Raw genomic sequence first — 20,141 nt, forward strand, 5'->3', positions numbered from 1 at the left:
GCCGGGTCCGGTAATGGGGCCCCGAACCAGTCGACGATGTCGGCCGCCGGGGCGCGTCGCATCCCGCAACCGGCCGGGCGCGAGGTGGGACTAGCGGCAGGCCGCGAGCCTCGCCTCAGTAGCGGGCCGTCACACTGGCCAGGACAGTGAGCGGTGCGCCGGGGAGATTGTTGAACTGATTGAAGGGCTGCTCGATGTAGCGGCGATCCGTGAGGTTGCGGCCGTTCACGGCGAAACGCCATGTCGGGTCGATCTCGTAGAACAATGTCGCGTCGAGGCGCGCATAGGCGCCGACCTTGTAGCTGTTGGTGATGTCGCCGAAGCGCTCGCCCACATAGGTGACGCCGCCGCCGAAGCCCCAGCCCCGCATCGGGCCGTTCTGGAACTGGTAGGTCGACCACAGGCTCGTGCTGAAGGTCGGGGCGGCCGGGAGGCGGTTGCCGATGGCGATCGTCGTATCCTGCGTCACCCGCGCATCGACATAGCCAATACCGCCGATGATTCTCCAGCCGGGCAGGATCTCGCCGGCGATGTCGGCCTCGGCGCCCTGCGAACGCTGCTCGCCGGTGATGATGGAGAAGCCGGTATTGATTGGATCGGCCGCGGCGACGTTCGCCCGAACGATCCGGAAGGCGGCCGCGCTCAGGGTGAGACGATCGGGGATCAGGTCGACACGCGTACCGATCTCGACCTGCTCGCCGGTCTCCGGCGCCGGCGTAAGGCCACCGATCACGTTGGCGGTCTGGGGCGTGAAGGAGGTCGTGTAGCTTCCATAGACGGTGAGCGGCTCGATCGGCCGCCAGACCAGGCCGACGCGCGGCGAGGTTCCGGTGACGTCCTGAGTGGGAGGCACGGTGTTGTTGGTGGCGGTGCGCTGGAAATAGAACTGGTTGGCCGTATCCACGCGGACGCCGAGGACGAGTTGCAGTCCCTGGGCCAGCTCGATCTGGTCCTGCATGTAGGTGCCGACCATGAACAGCTTCTGCCGCAGGTCACTCTGCAGGGCGAGCGTGCCGATCTGCGGGATCGATCCCCGGATCGGGTTGAGGAAGGAGACCGGGCTGGCCGTGCCCTGCTGCGAATAGGGATGCCGGTACCCATCGACGATTTCGACGCCGAACAGGGCCGTGTGGCGGAAACCGAACAGATCGAAACGGGCGACGGCTTCCGTCTGGCTGTCGATCGAGTTGTAGATGGACTCGATCTCGGACAGACGCCGCGTCAGCGACGCCCCGTTCGCGCTCACCCCGGTGGCGCGGGTGGCGAACACGTCGAACTGGCCCCATTGACCGTTGATCACCTGCCGCAGGGTCAGGCTTTCGTTGACGTCATGCTCGGCCCGCAGGGTGATGGAGTTCGACTCGCCGTAATACCGGGACCAGGACTCGCCGTAGTAACGGCGGATGTTGTCCAGGGGCACCCGACCCTGGAAAGCCGTGAGACCTTCGTCATACTGGCTGTGCTGGCGCGAGAACTCGGCATTGAGGGAGATCCGCGTCGAAGAATCCGGCGTCCACAACAAGGACGGCGCGAAGAAATGGCGCGAATTGGAAGGGCCGCCGAAATCCCGGAAGGTGGGGTCCTCCTGCGTGGCGAAGCTGAAGCGGGCGGCGAGCCCTTCCGTCCCCGGGACCGCTCCCGTCACCGAGCCCTGAAGCCGCCGGAAGGCGTAAGACCCGCCCTGCAGGGTGAGGTCCGCTGAGGGCGTGAGCATGGGCTGGCGCGTGACGATGTTGATCAGGCCGCCGGGATCGCCCCTGCCATAGAGGACGGAGGTGGGGCCCTTGAGCACTTCCACGCGCTCGACATTGGCAAGGTCGCGCTGTGTCGGCTGGAACGTGTTGGCCGGGTTCAGCAACACGCCGTCGATCGCATAGGTCTGCGTGTTGAAGCCACGCAGCACATAGGTGTCGGACCGGCCCTGGATGGTGCCGGCGGGCTGGACATTGCTCACATTGGTGAGCGCATCGGTCAGGCGGACGTCCTGCTGGTCGACGAGCACGTCACGGGGAACGACCTGGACCGATTGCGGAGAGTCGCGCAGGGCGGTGTCCGTCCGGGTCGAGGTCGCGGAACGGCCCGCCCGGTAGCCGGTGACGGGGCCGCTCGCCCGTTCGCCACTGCCGATCACCGACAGCTCCGACAGAACCACCGCGCTCTCGGACGGAAGCGTCTGGGCCTTCGCATCAGAGAACGGGCCGACACCGATCGCCAGAAGGGCGGCTATATTCAGGACGACGAGCGGGCGCAGCAATGTGCTGCAACATAACTCAACTGCTAGTTTGCTCATTGTCTCGTCGTCTCAAGTCTCGGCACGTCATTGCCGCCGTCGAGATCCGTTGAAGGACAAATCTCTCCGCAACAAGCACGCTTCACTCGAAACGGGCGGGCGCAACTCCGTTCATACAGCCCTGTTGCAATTCGACGACGCTCTAGAAATGCTCTAAACTATGTACGATCAAGAAATAGCAGAGGAAATCCATAGTAGAGCAGTTCGTTTATTGTCGAACGCCATCACCCTGCGGGACGATCTCGGGGTGACGGGGACCTCTGAGACCGACAATGTGGTGCGGTGGGACGATGAGCGGCTCTATGGGGAGCACAACATCTATCACGACGGCCGGCTCGTTCCCGAGGAGGACCGCGGGAACGTGACCGACACCGCAGCGAAAGCGCTCCGCGAGCGGATCAATCGCACCAAGCCATGGGGAACACGAAACGCGCCTCCTCGGTCACCGGCCCGGCGGACAGGCGCATGCATGCGCCGGGATCGGGGCCGCCCCGAGCGAGGATTAGGTTAAGCCCGATTCCGGGCATCCCTGGACGCGTGCTTATTTCTGCACGATTGTGCGACCGCTCGCGCTCAAATCGTCCGCGATGCTCCGTATGATGTCGCTCGCAGCGTGATGCGGCGACGGAGGTTCCCGGCGATGGTCCTGTCCCGATGTCTCGCCGTCTTCGCGGCCCTGTTCGCCGCCCTGCTGATATCCGTTCCGGGACATGCGCAGCAGGCCGAGAAGCGCATCGCCCTCGTGGTCGGAAACGGCGCCTATGAGGGGGCGCCCATCGCCACCGCCGCCAACGATGCCGGCCTCATCGCGCAGACGCTGCAGGCGGCGGGCTTCGACGTGGTGGGCGCGCGCGACCTCGACGAGGATGCCCTGCGCAAGGCCCTGCGCGACTTCCTCGACAAGGCGGCGGCCTCCGGGCCGGACACGGTGGCCTTCGTCTATCTCGCCGGGTACGGGCTTCAGCTCGAGGGCGACACCTTCTTCGCCCCGGTGGATGCCCGCATCGCCACCGCCGTCGACGTTCCGGTCGCGGCCCTGCGCGTGTCAGACTACATCAAGCGCCTCTCCACCGTCCCCTTGAAGGCCCGGTTCGTGGTGCTCGACGCGGCCCGCGCCAACCCGTTCGTGAAGACCGGGGAGCCGCTCGCCGGCGGTCTCGCCCTGGTGGAGGCAGAACCCGGCAGCCTCATCGCCTACAACGCGGCGCCCAGCACCGTGGCGCCGCCCGAGACGGGGGCCTATGGCGCCTACGCGCAGGCCTTGGTGGAGATGATCCGCGAGGGCGGTCTCCAGCCGGCGCCGCTCTTCGACCGGGTGCGCCTGCGGGTGAACGAGACCACCAAGGGCGCGGCGATGCCTTGGGACGACGCCAGGATCGAGGTGCCGTTCGTGTTCTTCGAGCGCAACGCCGACGCGCCCGCCCCGGCACAGCCCGAGCCGATCACGGCGCTGCGCGACCGGCCTTTAGGCGACATCGGCGCGCGGCACGCCTATTCGGTGGCGGTCGAGCGCGACACGTTGCAGGGGTATCAGGATTTCCTCGGGGCCTATCCCGACGACCCGATGGCCAAGCGCGTGCGCGCCATCGTGGCCGCCCGGCGCGAGGCGACGACCTGGCGCCGCGCCCTGTCGTCCGGCACGCAGGACGCCTACTGGTCCTACCTCTCGCGCTACCCGCGCGGACCGCATGCGGCGGATGCGCAACGTCGCCTCGCCCGCCTCTCCGCCCCGCCGCGACCGCCCGAGGCCTTCACCGCTCTGTCCTTCGACCTGCCCCCGCCGCCACCGGACGAAGAGAGCTACTTCGACAGGCAGGTCGTCGCCTTCGACGACCCGGCCTATGCCCTGCCCCCGCCGCCCCCCGGCGTGCTAGCACCCCGCCCGGCCTATCTCGTGGACATCGCGGCGCCACCGCCCGAGGACGAGCTGTTCGCCCTCCCCGTCCCCCTCTTCGAGCCGGTTCCGGCCTATGTGAGCGCGCCCGCCTATATCGTCGCGCCGCCGGACAACGTCATCTACCAGAACATCCACAACAGGGTGGTGATCAACGAGATCAACCGGCGCGTCATCGAGCGGCCGCGCGGACCTTCGGCCGCGGCCCTCATGGGCGGTGCCGCCGGTCTCGGAGCGGCAGCCGCCGTCCGGGTGGCGCTACCGCCTTCCCTGTCGCACCGCACCGGCCGTCACGACGTCGGTCACAACGCCGACGGCCCTCGCCGCGACCGCCCCGGCCTGCCGCCGGGTGCCCGCGACGAACGGCCGAACGCTCCCCCCATCGGCCGCCCGCTCCCCGCGGTGAGCGCCCCAGACCCGCGCGCCGCACGGCCGGACCCGAAGGCTTTGCCCGAGCCGAAGCCGGTCGCGAACACGCGCCCGTCCGGTGACGTCGGCGGACCGCCGGACCGTGTGCGCCCTGGGAACGGCAAGACCGGGCCGGACCGGAAGGCCGTCATCGACCGTCGTGCCCCGGCCGATGCGGTGAACCCCGCCGGAGCCGGAGCGGGGCGCGGCAACGCCGATCCCGCCGACCGGGCGGCCTTGCGCCGGGAACGGATCGAGCGTCGAGACGCTGCCCGCGCCGCTGCCGGAGCCGAACGACCGCAGCTGCGTCCCGCCCTCGACCGGCCGCAAGACGAGCGCGCCCGCGAAGGGCGTCCGGGCCATGATCGGGTGGCCCGTCCGGGCTTCGAGCCGAACGGCCCCGAGCGCGCCAGACGAGAGCCGGCCAGCCCCAATCGCGAAGCGGCCGGCCAGCCGCCGCGACGCGGCCCGGATTCCGATGCCCTGCAACGCCAGCAGCAGAGGCTTCAGATCCAGGAGGCCCGCCAGCACCAGCGCATGCAGATGGAGCAGCAACAGGCCGCCCGGCGCCAGCAGGGCCAGGCCCAGCAGCAGCAAATGATGCAGCGGCAGCAGATCCAGGAGGCCCGCCAGCACCAGCGCATGCAGATGGAGCAGCAGCAACAGGCCCAGCGCCAGCAGATGATGCAGCAACAACAGATGATGCAGCGTCAGCAGATGCAGGCCCAGCAACAACAGCAACAGGCCGCCCAGCGGCAACAGATGATGCAGCAACAGCAGCAACAGGCGGCCCAGCGCCAGCAGCGGCAGGCTCCGCCATCGGGCGGGAACCCGAACTGCCATCCGGGCCGGCCCTGCCGCTGAGGAGGCTTATCCCGGGAACGGGAGGATGAGCCTGGACCTCGTGCCGGGCGTCGATGAGAGCGACTTGCATCCATCGGCGCTGATCCCGACCGATGGTTGTCCTCAGCGCGTTCGGCGGAGGCCCGCCGCGCCTGAGGTCAGTCGAGGTCTTTCGAGAATGCGCGCGCGAGGCGCTCGACCGTCGCATCGTCGACGCCGTCGGCGACGAAGTCGGCACGCCAGGAGCTCATGCGGATGGCGAGGGTGGCGACGATGTCTTGGGCCTCGTCCCGCGAGAGGTCGAAATCCTCGACCCGCGTCAGGCAGTTGCCGGTGGTGGGGTAGCTCCCGGATCGACCGACGCCGATGGCTTGCTGGGGATCCATATCCGGTTGGGGGACCACGTCGAAGGCCTGGGACAACCGCCACCCGTCGCCGCATCGGAGGAAGGCGTGGTTCTTGAGGTGATCGTCCCGGTTGCCGCACAGGACGTTGAACACCATGCGGCGGAACAGTTCATGGCGGTCGGACACGTGACGCGCGCCGTGCCGGAGGAGGAACATGGCGAGGTCGGGGTAGGACCCGGAATCGGAGGTTTCATCCAGTCCGAGAGCGGTCAATCCGCTCATGTAGTGGCATGTCGGGTGGTAGGGGGCCGCATCGCGGTCGAAGCGCTTCACCAGGACGACCTTGCGAGGCCCGACGGCGAGAACCCGGGTTTCGGCGGCGTCGATCCCGCAACGGGATGCCAGACGCATCGTCGCGTGCTCCGCGCCGCATTGGTCGTAGGTGTCGTCCCGCCTCTGGAACTTGGCGATCCATAAGGCCCCCTCGTACGTGATGACGGCCTTCGGTCGGGCGCCGCCCATGCTCATGCCCGCCGTCCAGAGGTGGGCAGCCAGCCCTTCGACCGCCTCGCCTCGTTCGAGACGCTCGAACCCGTCCGCGATGCCGTCGAGATCGGCCGTGGCCGCGTAGCCCGGACGCGGTGACGGGGGAGCCGGGGTTTCGGAGAAGGCGAGACAGCCGACGCGCTCGTCTCCGGAGGCAAGCAACCAGTCAGACGGCATCATCGGGGGAGAATCGTGAGGCCGACGATGTTCGACGAGCCGTCGCCCCCAACGGTCCGGAGTGGCATCCGCCAGGACGCCCGGAAGTCGGCCACGGATGGTGCTCCTGAATGGCCCCGGCTGAAGCGGCAAGTGTTCCGGATCCAGTGCGAAAGCCCGGCCATGACCGTTCCTCAGCCAGGACCCGACATAGGCGAATTCGCCATAGGACCGACCGGCCGCTGGCATGACGACCCGGTAACGGCCGACGAGGTCCGTGGCGCCATCCTCGCGGCGGACATGGACATAGACGTCAGAGGTCATCGAGGTTCAGTTCGCGCGGGCGACGCGCACGGCTAGGAAGGCGGCTGGTCTCGATGGACGCAGCGAGGTGGTCGTTCTCGGGGCAGACCGCGCGCCGCACGGCCGGGAACAGGCCGAGGGTCCAGACGGCCCTGGCGAAGACGCCGAGCGACACCGAAGGATCGCCTTTCTCGAGCTTGCGCAAGGTCGGGAGGGAGACCCCCACGCGGGACGCGAGGTCGGATGCGGGCTGACGTCGGCGCAGTCGCGCGGCCCTGATGGCCTGTCCGATCTCGCGAAGCCCCTCCGAAACCTCGAAGGGAGCATGTGCCGAGCGTTCGTTCGTCATGCCACCATCCTTGCATCTCAGGCCGCTTAGATGAAAGCATGTTTTCTATTTTGGAGGATGTCTCCCGTCGACGATGAGGCGCGGCGTCTTCGGAATCTCCATTGGCGTCTATCGTGACACCGTCCAAGTGGTCGTGCCGTCCTTGTTGTCCTTCACGGTGACGCCCATGGCGGCGAGGGCGTCGCGGGCGCGGTCGGAGGCGGGCCAGTCCTTGGCGGCGCGCGCGATACGACGGGCCTCGATCGCGGCCTCCACCGCCGCCACGTCGACGCCGGCGGCGGCGATGGCGCTGTCCGCCCGCGCCGACTGCGTCCGCCCGAGGAGGCCAAGGAGCCCCGCCCCGGCCTTCAGCCTCGCCGGGTCGTCGAGGCGGTGTAGCTCGGCGAGGGCGGCGGCGGTGTTGAGATCGTCGAGGAGCGGCTCCACCACGGAGGCCGGCACCTCGGGTCCGGCGGCCACGTCGCCCACGATGCCGTACCAGCGGTCGATCATCTTCGCCGCCTCCTCGAGCCCGCGCACGGTCCAGTCGATGGGCTGGCGGTAATGCGTCTTCAGCATGGCGAGGCGCACGACCTCGCCGGGCCAGTCCTTCAGCACCTCGCGCAGGGTGATGAAGTTGCCGAGCGACTTCGACATCTTCTGCCCCTCCACCTGGAGGAAGCCGTTATGGAGCCAGACATGGGCCATGACGTCGGTGGCAAAGCAGCAGCGCGACTGGGCCACCTCGTTCTCGTGATGGGGGAAGATCAGGTCGATGCCGCCGGCATGGATGTCGAAAGTCTTGCCCAAATGCTTCCACGACATGGCGGAGCACTCGATGTGCCAGCCCGGCCGCCCCGGCTCGGCGATGCCGGCCGGCGAGGGCCATGACGGCTCGCCGGGCTTGGAGGGCTTCCACAGGACGAAGTCGAGGGGCGAGCGCTTGTAGGGGGCGACCTCTACCCGTGCGCCGGCTTCCATCTCGTCGAGGGGCCGCTTCGAGAGCGCGCCGTAATCGGGCATTGAGGGCACATCGAACAGCACATGGCCTTCCGCCACATAGGCATGACCGGAGGCGACCAGCCCCTCAATGATCGTGTGCATCTCGGAAATATGGTCGGTGGCGCGGGGCTCGACGAAGCGCGGGCGCTCGCCCGGCACGTTCACGTCCTCGGCCATCAGCACGCCGAGGTCGCGGATGTCGCCGTGGAAAGCGGCGAGCGTCCCGTCGGTGAGTTCGCGGATGGTAATGCCGCGCTCGACCGCGCGGGCGTTGATCTTGTCGTCCACGTCCGTGACGTTGCGGGCATAGGTGACATGCGCCTCGCCGTAGAGATGACGCAGCAGCCGGAACAGCAGGTCGAACACGATGATCGGCCGGGCATTGCCGATATGGGCGGCGTCGTAGACCGTCGGCCCGCAGGCATACATCCGCACATGCGTCGGATCGATCGGCACGAAGGGCGCCTTCTCGCGGGTCAGCGTGTTGTAGAGCCGCAACATCGGCGCCATGAAACCGTCTTTCGTAACCCTGGGACGCGACGGCTCCGCCACCTGCGGATGCCGCCAGTCCCCATGCCCTAAATCCCGAGAACCGATCAACTTTTACGAGTCGCGGGGCATGCGCCCCGCAACCGCGACGACCGGATCGGCCGGACGCCAAGCACCATGCGTGTTGCACGGAGGCGACGGACCCTGCCGACCAACTGCGCTACCCCAAAACGGTGATGAATTCGAGAACGACGCCGGGAGAGGTTCGGTCGAGGTCGCGACGATCCGGAAAGGATTTGTTTACCGACGAGGCCGAGATTTTCCCAAACGCGAATCCTCCCATCCGGTGAATCCAGCCTTTCGCGGATCCCGTCATCAAGGTCACTGCCCATGCGACGCTCGGCTGCCGGTCTCGGCGCTCTCTGCGCCCTCGCGCTCATTTCCTCCGCCGCCCTGGCCGTCGATGACGGCGAGAAGCCCGCCCGCGCGCCGGCACAGGTGGAGAAGACGTTCCTGATTCCCGCCGGCGAGGGCTACGGCGTCGGCGAATGCCTGGTGGCGGGCAGCGGCTCCTGCGGGCAGGTGGTGGCCGATGCCTGGTGCGAGGCGCAAGGATTCGCCGTGGCCGGCTCCTTCGGCCTGGCCTCCCCTGAGGACTATACCGGCGCGATCGACCAGCCGCCCGCGCCGAAACCCGTCGAGCCGCCGATCCGCATCACCTGCAAGGATTGATCCGCAGGGCTCACACCCGCTCGTTCGAGGCGGTCCGGCCTCGTGCCGGCGCCGCCTCCGGGCCGGATCAGCCCTTGAAGAAATCGCCGCAGCGGGGCGGCGCCTCGGAGGTGCCCCACGGCATCAGCGGCACCGCCGTGGTGGAGTTCTTGGGCGAGCCCTGGATCACCTTGTCGGAATAGACCATGTAGATCAGCGTGTTGCGCTTGGCGTCGCAACCGCGGACGATCTGCATCGACTTGAAGATCAGCGACCGCCGCTCGCTGAACACGACGTCGCCCTGCTTGAGCTTGTCCTTCGGATTCTTGAACGATACCGGGCCGACCTGCCGGCAGGCGAGGGAGATGTCGGAGACGTCCTCGGCGAGGCCGAGCGTGCCCTTGATTCCCCCCTTCTCGGGCTGTGTGTACCAACAGGCGATTCCGGCGACCTCGGGGTCGTCGATGCCGTAGACCACCAGCTTGTCGTTGGGGGTGAGCGGACGCCACACCGTGGATTTGTCGAAGATCCGGTCGGTGTCGTCGGCGAGCACCGCCGTCCCGCCCATCACCAGCGCCGCCAATCCAGCCGCCACCGCGCGGCTTGTGAGACTCCGAAGACACATCATCACATCATTCCCCTCAAGTTTGCCGATGGGCATGTGGGAACACTGTCGCGCTCTGGCGAGGGCGGTTAGACACCCTTTGCAAAGGCGTTCTTCCGTACCCTGCCCGAGGGCCGGAACCGCCCAGCTTCACACCCGTTTCTGACAGGTCATGCCGCTGATCCCTCCACAGATCCGCAAGCTCGTCGCAACGCTCGGCGCCGCCATGGCCGCCATCGCGTTCGGGACAGCCGTCCAGGCGCAGGCACCCAACGCCCAGTGCCAGCGATACCGCGTCGAACTCGCGAATCTCAGCGACGGCGCCAACACCGCCCGCGCCCTGCAGAACGAGATCGGCCGGCTGGAGGCCTATTACCGGACCTTGAACTGCGAGGGCGGCAAGTTCCTGTTCTTCGATTCGCGCCCGCCGCAATGCGGCGCGGTGGAGCAGCGTATCCGGGCGCTCCAGGCCGGCTACGGCGCCGAGAACGGCGAGGTGACCGCCGCCCGGCGGCGCCAGCTCACGGCCGCCATCGCCTCCTCCTGCGCCGAGACCGGTCCGAAGATCGTCGAGGGCGTGGTCGGCGAGCAGCGCGGGCGGGGCGGACCTCAGGTGGTCTGCGTCCGGACATGCGACGGCGCCTATTTTCCGATGAACAATCTGCCCGATGGTCGCGAGGGCGCCAACGAGCTGTGTCAGGCCCTGTGCCCCGGCACGGAGGCGGTGGCCTATTCGATGCCCAATGGCGATGACGGGCTGAAACAGGCCGCATCGATCAAGGGCAGCCGGGCCTACGTGTCGCTCGCCAACGCCTTCAAGTTCCAGAAAAGCTTCACGCCGGACTGCTCATGCAAGAAGGCGAACCAGACCTGGGCGCAGTCCCTGGTGAAGGCCGAGAGCATGCTCGTCCGGCACAAGGGCGACATCTTCGTGACACCGATGCAGGCGGAAGCCATGTCGCGGCCGAAGGTGCGCGTCACCCTCGCGGGCCGTGCGGACAAGACCGTGGCGGCCATCGCCGCCGATGCGGCTACCCGGAACGGAGCCATCCTGTCCGATGGGGGCGTGGTTCGCGACGGGGCTGCCACGGAAGCGTCCGCCACCGGCCGCGACGAGCGCGCGGCCATCCGCATCATCGCGCCGAGCATGATCGCGGTCCCGGCTCGCGCCGCCGCGCCCTAGCGGACATTCACGGCGAGCGAGGGAGATCGTCGGTCCCGCCGCGATGTCACGAGCGACCCGGGCGACACGTCCCCTAACCGGTTGAGGGCGAAGGATTTCCTTCGCGCTCGCCTTCGATTCCGCGTCGAGATGGCGGATCGCGGGCGCACGATCCGGGAATGAATTCGGAACCATCCCGGCTCCATTCGGTTCCGATGGCCACATCAACGTTTGTGAGTGACCATCGATGCGGAACCTCCGCCTGCTCTTTCTGACCGGCACCATGTTGCCGGCCTTGATCCTATCGGGCCCCCTTGCGGCCAGCCCCGACAGAGGCGGGCCGGGCGTGATGCTGCTCGCCCAAGCGGGTCCGGGAGCCGAGCGCGGCGACCCGCGCGGAGGCGGCGATGCCCCCCGTGGCGGCGCGGCTAGGCCGGAAAGAGCCGAGCGCCCGGAAAGGGCTGAACGCCCCGAGCGCGCAGAACGGCCGGAGAGGGCCGAGCGCCCCGAGAGAGCGGAGCGTCCCGAACGTCCCGAGCCGCGCCAGGAGCGGGCTCCGGTTGAGCGGCCCGAGCGCGCGGAGCGCCCCGAGCGGCCTGATCGTCCCGAGAAGCCCGACCGCGCCCCGGCCGAACGGCCGACCCCTCCGGCCGCGCGCGAGCGCAATCCGGATCCCGCCCCCGCCAAGCCGGCACCGAAGGAGGCTCCGGCCCCGCGCGAGCGTGCCCCGGCCGCTCCCGAGCGCGACGCGACACCCGACCGTCCCGCCCGCCCCGAGCGTGGCGACAGGCCGGACCGGACCGAAAAGCCGGACAGGCCCGACAAGCTCGACCGCGGCGACAAGCCGGACAGAAGCGCCAAGCCCGAGCGTGGCGAAAGGCCCGATCCGAGCACCAAACCCGAGCGCGGGGACAAGCCCGAGCGTGAGGGCAAGCCAGACCGGAACGAGAAGCCGGACCGGAACGACAAGACCGACCCCGCCCGTCGCGGCGCGCCGGACGCGACTCCGGATGCCAAGAAGCCGGATGCCAAGACGCCGGATGCTAAGACACCCGATACCAAAGCCCCCGACGCGAAGCCGGCTCCCAACACCCGGCCGGGGGTTCCGGGTAAGCCCTTCGTCCCGCCGGGTCAGGCGCAGGAGAAGAACGACCGTGACGACAAGCGCGGACCGGACGACCGGCGCGGTGCGGACGACAGGCGCGGAGCGGATGACAACCGGCCCGGCGGCGCCAACCGCCCGGCGGCGGGCGACACCGAGCGGCGTGGCGAGATCGAGCGCCGCGACCGCGAACGCCGTGAGGCGTTCGAGCGTCGGGACGAGCGCGCTCGCCGCGACGACTTCAACCGTCCGGGCCGACCCGGCTATGTCGAGGGTGGCTTCCGCGGCAACGACGTCCGTACCTACGACGAAGTCCGTCGTGACCGGCGTGAGTTCAACGAGGGCGGACGGACCTATATCCGCGAGCCCGGCCGCATCATCGTGCGGGATCGCGACAATTACTTCATTCGTCACGACGAGAACGAGCGCTTCCGCTATCTCGACCGCGGTGCCTATCGCAGCGAGCGCCGTGGCGGCGACACGATCACTTATCTCGACCGTCCGGGCGGCATCCAGATCGTCACCGTGGTGGACGATGACGGCCGCCTCGTGCGCCGTTCGCGCCGCTTCCGCGACGGCCGCGAGGTCGTGATCATCGACAACGGCTTCGGCGGTCCCCAGCGTCCGATCTACGAGGACGTCGTCGACCTGCCGCCGCCGGACATCCGCATCCCCCGCGAGCGCTACGTAGTGAATTACGAGGGCGCCGACGAGCGGCAGGTCTACGAGGCCCTGTCCGCCCCGCCGGTGGTGGCGGTGGACCGCCGCTACACCCTCGATCAGGTGCGCTACAGCCCGCAGCTGAGGGCACGGATGCGCAGCGTCGACATCGATACGATCACCTTCGATACCGGATCGTTCGACGTCACACCCGACCAGGCCTCGCGGCTCGGCAACATTGCGGCGGCGATCAACCAGGCGGTGAAGGCCAACCCGCAGGAAGTCTTCTTGATCGAAGGCTACACCGATGCGGTGGGCAGCGAGGTCGACAACCTATCGCTCTCGGATCGCCGCGCCCAGTCGGTGGCGACGGTGCTCAGCCAGAACTTCCAGGTGCCGCCGGAGAACCTCACCACCCAGGGCTACGGCGAGCAATCGCTCAAGGTGAACACCCAGGAAGCCTCGCGCGAGAACCGCCGGGTCACGGTGCGCCGAATCACCCCGCTGATTCAGCAGCAGGGCGAGGCTGCGGAAGCTCCGCCCAAGTAAGCCGGGCAAGTAAGGCGGCTTGGCCGCATTGTCGTGACGTCACGGGCCGCATGTCTCGAAAGAGGGGTGCGGCCCGCGTCGTTCCGTGCTTCTGCAACACTCCCGCGAGCGCGCGACATCGAGGAGACCGGCGACCATGGCCGAGGAGAGCGACCGCCTGATCACGGCCGGGACGCCGATCTTTCGTCGGACCACCCTCGCTCTGTTCGCCGCAGGCTTCTCCACCTTCGCCGTGCTCTACGGCGTGCAGCCGCTGATGCCGGTCTTCGCCGACGAGTTCCATGTCTCGCCGGCCGAGAGCAGCCTGTCGCTGTCGCTCCCCTGCGCGATGCTGGCCCTGGCGCTCCTCGTGGTCAGCCCGCTCTCCGAGGTGTGGGGGCGCAAGCCGATCATGGTCGCCTCCCTCTTCGCCTCGGCGATCCTCACCCTCATCGCCGTGATCGTGCCGAGCTGGCACGGCTTCCTGGCGTTGCGCGCGCTCACGGGGTTGGCCGCGAGCGGCCTGCCGGCCGTCGCCATGGCCTATCTCAGCGAGGAGATGGATTCCCGCGCCATCGGCCTGTCCATGGGGCTCCTCATCGGCGGCAACGCCATGGGCGGCATGGTCGGGCGGCTGATCGCCGGCATCATCACCGATCATGCCTCCTGGCGCGTGGGTCTCGGCACCATCGGAATCCTGGCGCTCGTCGCCGCCATCCTGTTCTGGCGCGGCCTGCCGCCCTCGCGGCGCTTTCTCGCCAACCGGATGCGCTGGCGTCAGGTGCCGGGCACGTTCGGCCAGCATTTCCGCGATCCCGGCCTGCCCTGGCTCTTCGCCGAAGCGTTCCTGCTCATGGGCGGCTTCGTCAGCGTCTACAATTACGTGGGCTTCCGCCTGCTCGATCCGCCCTACAACCTCAGCCAGTCGGCCATCGGCGCGATCTTCGTGGTCTATCTCGCCGGCACGTTCAGCTCGGCGGTGACGGGCGAGATCGCGAGCCGGCTCGGGCGGCGCCGAGTGCTGTGGCTCGCGATCCTGCTCGGCCTCGTCGGCATCCTCATGACCCTGTCCGAGCGCCTTCCCCTCATCATCGCGGGGATCGTCGTGGTCACGGTGAGCTTCTTCGGCGCCCATTCGGTGGCGAGTTCCTGGATCGGGCGGCGCGCCCTGCGCGACCGGGCGCAGGCCTCCTCGGTCTATCTGTGCCTGTATTACCTCGGCTCGTCGGTGCTCGGCACGGCCGGGGGCTGGTTCTTCGAACATGCGGGATGGTCGGGGGTCGTCGCCTTCTTCGGCGCCCTCTACGGTCTCGCGCTGGCCATCGCGCTCCGTCTTTCGCGCCTGCCCCCCCTCGTTCCGGGTCCATCGTCCGACCCCGACCGTTGACCCGTCCGCGGCGACAGCCCATCTAGGCGCTCGTCGTCGCTCACCGGAGCGACAGGCGAGCGATCGCCGCAAACTAGGAAGTCCGGCACGCTTGGTCCAAGCGGCTCCGGCTTACGGAACCGAACGTGTTCGAGCTCGCCGTCGCCGTCGCCCTGATCGCCCTCAACGGGGCCTTCGCGCTGTCCGAACTCGCCGTCGTCTCGTCGCGGAAGTCCCGGCTGCGGATGATGGTGGAGGCGCGCCGGCCCGGCGCCGAGGCCGCCCTCACCCTCGCCGAAGATCCGGGACGTTTCCTCTCCGCCGTCCAGATCGGCATCACCCTCGTCGGCATCCTGTCCGGCGCCGTCTCCGGCGCGGCGCTCGGCGAACGCCTCACCGAGATCCTGTTCGAGGCGGGCCTGTCGAAACCCGTGGCCGATCCCCTCGGCTACGGGATCGTCATCGCCATCATCACCTATCTGTCGGTGATCATCGGCGAACTCGTGCCCAAGCACGTGGCCCTGCGCGACCCTGAGGGCATCGCCTGTTTCGTCGCCCGGCCGATGCGGCTGATCTCGCGGATCGCGCTTCCGGCGGTCTGGCTCCTCGACGCCTCGACCCGCGCGGTGTTCCGGCTGTTCGGCCAGGAAGCCTCCAGCGCCAGCGCGGTGACCGAAGAGGAGATCCGCACCATCGTGGCGGAGGCCGAGACGGCGGGGGTGATCGAGACCGACGAGCGCAAGATGATCGCCGGCGTGCTGCGCCTCGGCGACCGCGCCGTGCGAGGCGTCATGACCCCGCGCACCGACGTCCACTGGATCGACCTCGACAAAGAGCCGGAGGAGATCCGCGCCATGCTGGTCTCGAGCCCGCATTCGCGCATCCCGGTCGGCGAGGGCAACCCGGACAACATGCTCGGCGTCGTGCAGGTGCGCGAACTGGTCAAAGCGCTCATCGAGAACGAGCGGTTCGACCTGCGCGCCTATATCCGCAGCGCCCCGGTGCTCCCCGACACCCTCGACGCCCTCGACGCGCTCACGGCACTTCAGGCGGCCGACGTTCCGATGGCGCTCGTCCACGACGAGTATGGCCATTTCGACGGGCTCGTGACCCCGGCCGACATCCTCGACGCCATCGCGGGCGCGTTCCATTCGGAGGATTCCGAGCCCGAGGCGGTGCAGCGCCAGGACGGGTCCTGGCTCATCGCCGGCTGGATGCCGGTGGACGAGATGGCCGACCAGCTCGGCATCAAGCTCGAATCGAGCCGCGACTACGAGACCGCCGCCGGCCTCGTCATCGCCAAGCTGCAGCGCCTGCCGGAGACCGGCGAGACCTGCGACATCGCCGGCTGGCGCTTCGAGGTGGTGGATCTCGACGGGCGCCGGGTGGACAAGATCCTGGTGTCGCGGATCGCCTGAGCTTCCCCCGGGAAGCGGGCGCCCTCAGGCATAGCGCTTGGCCCCCGCCACACAGAGAACCACGAGGCCGGTGACGGCCAGCATGCTCGGGGCCACGGGCTCGTGGAGCAGCAGGCCCGCGAGAGCCAGGCCGAAGAACGGTTGCAGCAGTTGGAGCTGCCCGACGCCGGCGATCCCGCCCAGGGCCAGCCCGCGATACCAGAACACGAACCCCACCAGCATGCTGAAGACCGAGACATAGGCGAGGCCGATCCAGGCCGGCAAGCCGATGCCGCCCCAGGCCGGGGGCAGGTTCACGAGGGCGATGGCGGCCATGAGCGGCAGGGACAGAGCCAGGGCCCAGGAGATCACCTGCCATCCCCCGAGCCGGCGCGACAGGGTCGCGCCCTCCGCGTAGCCGAGGCCGCAGAGCACGATCGCGGCCACCATCAGGAGGTCGCCCGTGAGCGAGCCGCCCCCGCTTTGGAACAGCGCGAAGCCCGCCACCGTGAGACTGCCGATGCCGGAGAACAGCCAGAAGGCCGGGCTTGGACGCTCTCCGCCCCGGATCACGCCGAAGATGGCGGTGGCGAGCGGAAGCAGGCCGATGAACACGATGGAATGAGCCGACGTGATGTGCTGGAGCGCCAGCGCCGTCAGGAGAGGGAAACCGACGACGACACCTAGGCCCACGATGGCCAGCGGCGCGAGATCGGATCTTTCGGGACGCTTCTGCCGCAGGGCGAACAGCATCGCCGCGCCGAGCAGGGCGGCGATCACCGCGCGCGCCGAGGTCAGGAAGAGGGGCGTAAAACCGCCGACCGCCACCCGCGTCGCCGGCAGCGAGGCGCTGAAGATGATGACGCCCAGAAGGCCGCTGCCCCATCCCGCCGTGATCCGTTGCATCGCTTCGTCCCACCCCGATCGGACCGCCAAACCGGAGAGGTCTCGGCGCGGACACCTTGACAACCATCCGGCACTCATGCCGTCAAATGCTTGACCCGTCGCTGTCCATGCGAAACAGGCATGATGAACCCGGCCCATCTCGATCTTTTTCGCGCCGTCCTCCGCCATGGCGGGATGACGCGGGCCGCTGCCGCCCTCGGCATCGGGCAACCCCATGTCAGCCGCGCGATGGCGCAGCTCGAGGCCGATCTCGGCTTCGCGCTGTTCGTGCGCGGCCATGGCAGCGCTCTGCCGACGCAGGAGGGTGAGGCTTTCGCCCGCGAGGTGGAGCGGACCTATGCGGGGCTCGACCACCTGTCCCAGGCGGCCCGCCAGATCCGCGACCTCGGCACGGGGCCGCTGCGCATCGCCTGCCAACCATCCCTGGCCTCACGGCTGCTGCCGCGGGCGATCCGGCGGTTGAGCGAGGAATCACCGGGCATCCGGGTCGCAGTCCATGTGCCGGCGCCGGAGACGATCTGGTCCTGGGCCGCCTCCGGTCAATGCGATCTCGGCCTGGTGCGGCCCCGCTCCGGCTATGCGGGCGTGGTCTGCGAGCCCTTCCTCGCCATCGACGCGGTCTGCGCCCTGCCCCGGGGGCACGCCCTCGCGGCCAGGCGGGTGATCGGGGTGGGCGATCTCGCCGACGAGCCCCTGATCGCGGGCGGAACCGGGGTGTTCCAGCAGGCGATCGAAGCGGCCTTCGCGGCGGCCGGTATCGCCCCGCACTTCGGCCTCATGGCGCAGTATACGTCCGCGCGCTGCGGCCTTGTGGCCGAAGGACTCGGAATCGCCATCGTCGATCCCCTTCCCGCCCGTGACCTCGGCGGCCTTCCCATCGTGCTGCGACCGTTCCGGCCGCGCCTGCCCATCGAGACGATGCTGATCCGCCCGGCGGGACGGTTGCCGAGCCAAGCGGCGGAACGGCTCGTGGGACATCTCCTCCGAGAACGGGATGCGCTCCTGCCGAAGGCGACTGAACCCGAGCCGCGCCGGATCGGGACGGAGCCACCAGGCTGAAGGCACTCGGCGCGACGGAACGCTTCGCCTCCTTGCAGAGCCCCACATGAGCGACCCCATATCGAGAGCTTAGCTCAGTGACGTGCGCCCGAGCGACAAGATCGCTCCTGTCAGACCCAAGTCACGGCATATCCCAGTCCTGATATCCGGCACGATACTGCAGGTTGACGCAATGCTTCCTTCTCACTTGCTTGACCAAAATGGCCGGTGACAAATCGCTTGCCCAAAAATACGCGCTTAAGCTTATATTTAGATGATCTCTTGTAATCTTGCTCCGCATTCTGTTGCGCTTGAGCGCAAATAAATCCGGGGTTTGAGATGAAGGTCGTTAGGCAAGCCAGCGTGATGCTGAAGATCGCCATCCCGCTGGCCCTGATGGGCTTGGTGGCGGTCGGACTGGTGGTCTATTCGCGCACGGTCCTGAACAGCGTCGCCGAACAGACAAAATATTATGCCGACGTTCTCACAGTCCGCCAGGAAGTCTATCTGCGGGCTCAGGTCAAACTCGCGGAAGCGGCCCTCCTGAGCCGCAACATTTTGCTGGAGAAGCAGCCGGAAAAAATTCTCGATTACAAGACACGGTATGAACAGGCGGCCAAGACGACGATCGAGCATATCGACAGGCTGATCCTCCTGGCCGAAACACCCGAACGTCGCAAGATCGGCCAGGATGTCCGGCAGATGGCCGAAGCATATTTCGTCATCCTCCATCGTGCGACGGCGCTCGCCCTGGAAAACGAGATCGCCAAGGCGCTGCAGGTCGTGCAACAGGAAGGCCAGCCGGCACGGACGAAGCTGAACGCGTTCATCGAGCAGCGCACCCAGCGAATCACGGAGGAAATGCAGGCGGGAAAGCGAGCACTGGAATCCGAGGTCGCCGACACCGTCCGGAGCCTGATCGCCATCGCAGCCATCGGCCTCACCGCTGCCGCGATCCTGGCCGGCCTCATCGTCACGTTCGGTATCACGCGCCCGCTCGGCCATCTCGTTTCAGTCCTGCAGCGGATGGCGCAGGGCGACATCGACGCCGAGATCGAGGAGGCCAAGCGTGGCGACGAGATCGGCGCCGTGGGTAAGGCCGTGGAAGAGATCAAGGCCATGGTGGCCCGGAAGGCCGCCGAGGAAGCCGACATCCGGCACATCGCCGAAGACGCCGCTGAGGCGGAACGGAAGCGCACGATGATCGCGATGGCTGACAGCTTCGAAGGCGCCGTGGGCGGCATCATCGAGATGGTGTCGGCCTCGGCCACCGAACTCCAGGCCACCGCCCAGACCATGACCTCCACCGCCACGCAGACGGCGAGCCAGTCCATGACCGTGGCCGCCGCCGCCGAGGAAGCCGCCACCAACGTCAACACCGTGGCCGCGGCGGCCGAGGAGCTCGGCGTCTCCGTGCAGGAGATCGGACGCCAGGTCAGCGGATCGGCCGATCTCGCCCAGGGCGCCGTGACGGAAGCCGACCGGACGGCGGCCCTGGTGCAGACCCTGTCCCAGGCGGCCTCCCGCGTCGGGGACGTCGTCGGGCTGATCTCGAACATCGCCGCCCAGACCAACCTACTCGCCCTCAATGCCACCATCGAGGCGGCCCGCGCGGGGGAAGCCGGCCGGGGCTTTGCCGTGGTGGCCACGGAGGTGAAGGAACTGGCCAGCCAGACGGCGCGGGCGACGGACGAGATCTCCAGTCAGATCGCCCAGATCCAGGGCGCCACCGGCGAGGCGGTGTCGGCCATCGCCTCCATCACGTCCCGCATCCGCGAGATCGATTCGGTGGCGACCACCATCGCCGCGGCGGTGGAGCAGCAGGGGGCGGCGACCCAGGAGATCGTCCGCAACGTGGCCCAGGCCGCGACGGGGACGAGCGAAGTGACGAGCAACATCTCTGGCGTCGCGGGAGCCGCCGAGGAGACAGGGGCTGCGGCATCCCAGGTTCTCGGCGCGGCAGGCGAACTCTCGCGCCAGTCCGAACACCTGAATGACGAGGTCCGCCGCTTCCTCGATACCGTGCGCGCGGCCTGAGGACGTCTCCGGCCGCTGCATTCG

At 68.3% G+C, this 20,141-nt stretch carries 15 protein-coding genes; 8 read left to right on the forward strand and 7 right to left on the reverse strand.

From position 1 onward, the window contains the following. Positions 1–115: 115 nt before the first annotated feature. Positions 116–2,290: a TonB-dependent siderophore receptor gene (locus ASF26_RS00900; protein WP_082477454.1), complete on the reverse strand. Its 2,175-nt coding sequence runs from the start codon at positions 2,288–2,290 to the stop codon at positions 116–118. 640 nt (positions 2,291–2,930) lie between these two features. On the opposite strand from ASF26_RS00900, the gene ASF26_RS00905 reads away from it, so the two are divergent. Beyond that, complete coding sequence (locus ASF26_RS00905) at positions 2,931–5,456, forward strand: caspase domain-containing protein (RefSeq protein WP_056248199.1); 2,526 nt, start codon at positions 2,931–2,933, stop codon at positions 5,454–5,456. 137 nt (positions 5,457–5,593) lie between these two features. On the opposite strand, the gene ASF26_RS00910 is transcribed toward ASF26_RS00905, so the two are convergent. The 3 genes from ASF26_RS00910 to cysS form a co-directional block, all read right to left on the reverse strand. Then, positions 5,594–6,508, reverse strand: coding sequence for a HipA domain-containing protein (locus ASF26_RS00910; RefSeq protein ID WP_244475782.1), 915 nt, complete (start codon positions 6,506–6,508; stop codon positions 5,594–5,596). A gap of 289 nt (positions 6,509–6,797) precedes the next feature. Then, positions 6,798–7,136 carry a helix-turn-helix domain-containing protein gene (locus tag ASF26_RS00915; protein ID WP_056248205.1) on the reverse strand — a complete coding sequence of 113 codons (339 nt, stop codon included), beginning with the start codon at positions 7,134–7,136 and terminating at the stop codon, positions 6,798–6,800. Positions 7,137–7,244: 108 nt separating this feature from the next. Continuing rightward, a complete protein-coding gene (gene cysS / locus ASF26_RS00920) occupies positions 7,245–8,627 on the reverse strand; it encodes a cysteine--tRNA ligase (RefSeq protein WP_056248208.1) in 1,383 nt (460 codons plus the stop codon). 369 nt (positions 8,628–8,996) lie between these two features. On the opposite strand from cysS, the gene ASF26_RS00925 reads away from it, so the two are divergent. After that, positions 8,997–9,338 carry a hypothetical protein gene (locus ASF26_RS00925; RefSeq protein WP_056248212.1) on the forward strand — a complete coding sequence of 114 codons (342 nt, stop codon included), beginning with the start codon at positions 8,997–8,999 and terminating at the stop codon, positions 9,336–9,338. 67 nt (positions 9,339–9,405) lie between these two features. Here ASF26_RS00925 and ASF26_RS00930 read toward each other — a convergent pair whose 3' ends face one another. After that, positions 9,406–9,942, reverse strand: coding sequence for a CreA family protein (locus ASF26_RS00930; protein ID WP_156462846.1), 537 nt, complete (start codon positions 9,940–9,942; stop codon positions 9,406–9,408). Positions 9,943–10,093: 151 nt separating this feature from the next. On the opposite strand from ASF26_RS00930, the gene ASF26_RS00935 reads away from it, so the two are divergent. The 4 genes from ASF26_RS00935 (at position 10,094) to ASF26_RS00950 (ending at position 16,157) form a co-directional block, all read left to right on the forward strand. Continuing rightward, on the forward strand, positions 10,094–11,104 hold the full coding sequence (locus ASF26_RS00935) for a DUF2865 domain-containing protein (RefSeq protein ID WP_056248215.1): 1,011 nt from the start codon (positions 10,094–10,096) through the stop codon (positions 11,102–11,104). A gap of 226 nt (positions 11,105–11,330) precedes the next feature. Then, positions 11,331–13,394 (forward strand): OmpA family protein, encoded by a 2,064-nt coding sequence (locus ASF26_RS00940; RefSeq protein WP_056248218.1) that lies wholly within the window; start codon positions 11,331–11,333, stop codon positions 13,392–13,394. Positions 13,395–13,530: 136 nt separating this feature from the next. Further along, positions 13,531–14,760, forward strand: a complete 1,230-nt coding sequence (locus ASF26_RS00945) for an MFS transporter (protein WP_018041882.1) — start codon at positions 13,531–13,533, stop codon at positions 14,758–14,760. 125 nt (positions 14,761–14,885) lie between these two features. After that, on the forward strand, positions 14,886–16,157 hold the full coding sequence (locus tag ASF26_RS00950) for a hemolysin family protein (RefSeq protein WP_056248223.1): 1,272 nt from the start codon (positions 14,886–14,888) through the stop codon (positions 16,155–16,157). Between the two features lie 24 nt (positions 16,158–16,181). Here the strand turns inward: ASF26_RS00950 and ASF26_RS00955 are convergent, their stop codons facing one another. Next, a complete protein-coding gene (locus ASF26_RS00955) occupies positions 16,182–17,042 on the reverse strand; it encodes a DMT family transporter (protein WP_056248225.1) in 861 nt (286 codons plus the stop codon). Between the two features lie 120 nt (positions 17,043–17,162). On the opposite strand from ASF26_RS00955, the gene ASF26_RS00960 reads away from it, so the two are divergent. After that, on the forward strand, positions 17,163–18,101 hold the full coding sequence (locus tag ASF26_RS00960; RefSeq protein WP_056248229.1) for a LysR family transcriptional regulator: 939 nt from the start codon (positions 17,163–17,165) through the stop codon (positions 18,099–18,101). Positions 18,102–18,211: 110 nt separating this feature from the next. Here the strand turns inward: ASF26_RS00960 and ASF26_RS22910 are convergent, their stop codons facing one another. Continuing rightward, a complete protein-coding gene (locus tag ASF26_RS22910; protein WP_162240205.1) occupies positions 18,212–18,463 on the reverse strand; it encodes a hypothetical protein in 252 nt (83 codons plus the stop codon). Between ASF26_RS22910 and ASF26_RS00965 the strand changes: the two genes are divergently transcribed. Next, on the forward strand, positions 18,420–20,117 hold the full coding sequence (locus ASF26_RS00965; RefSeq protein WP_056248231.1) for a methyl-accepting chemotaxis protein: 1,698 nt from the start codon (positions 18,420–18,422) through the stop codon (positions 20,115–20,117). The two genes, ASF26_RS22910 and ASF26_RS00965, sit on opposite strands and share 44 nt — an antisense overlap. The last annotated feature ends 24 nt before the right edge of the window (positions 20,118–20,141 follow it).

The sequence above is a fragment of the Methylobacterium sp. Leaf93 genome (assembly GCF_001422345.1).
GTDB lineage: Bacteria > Pseudomonadota > Alphaproteobacteria > Rhizobiales > Beijerinckiaceae > Methylobacterium > Methylobacterium bullatum.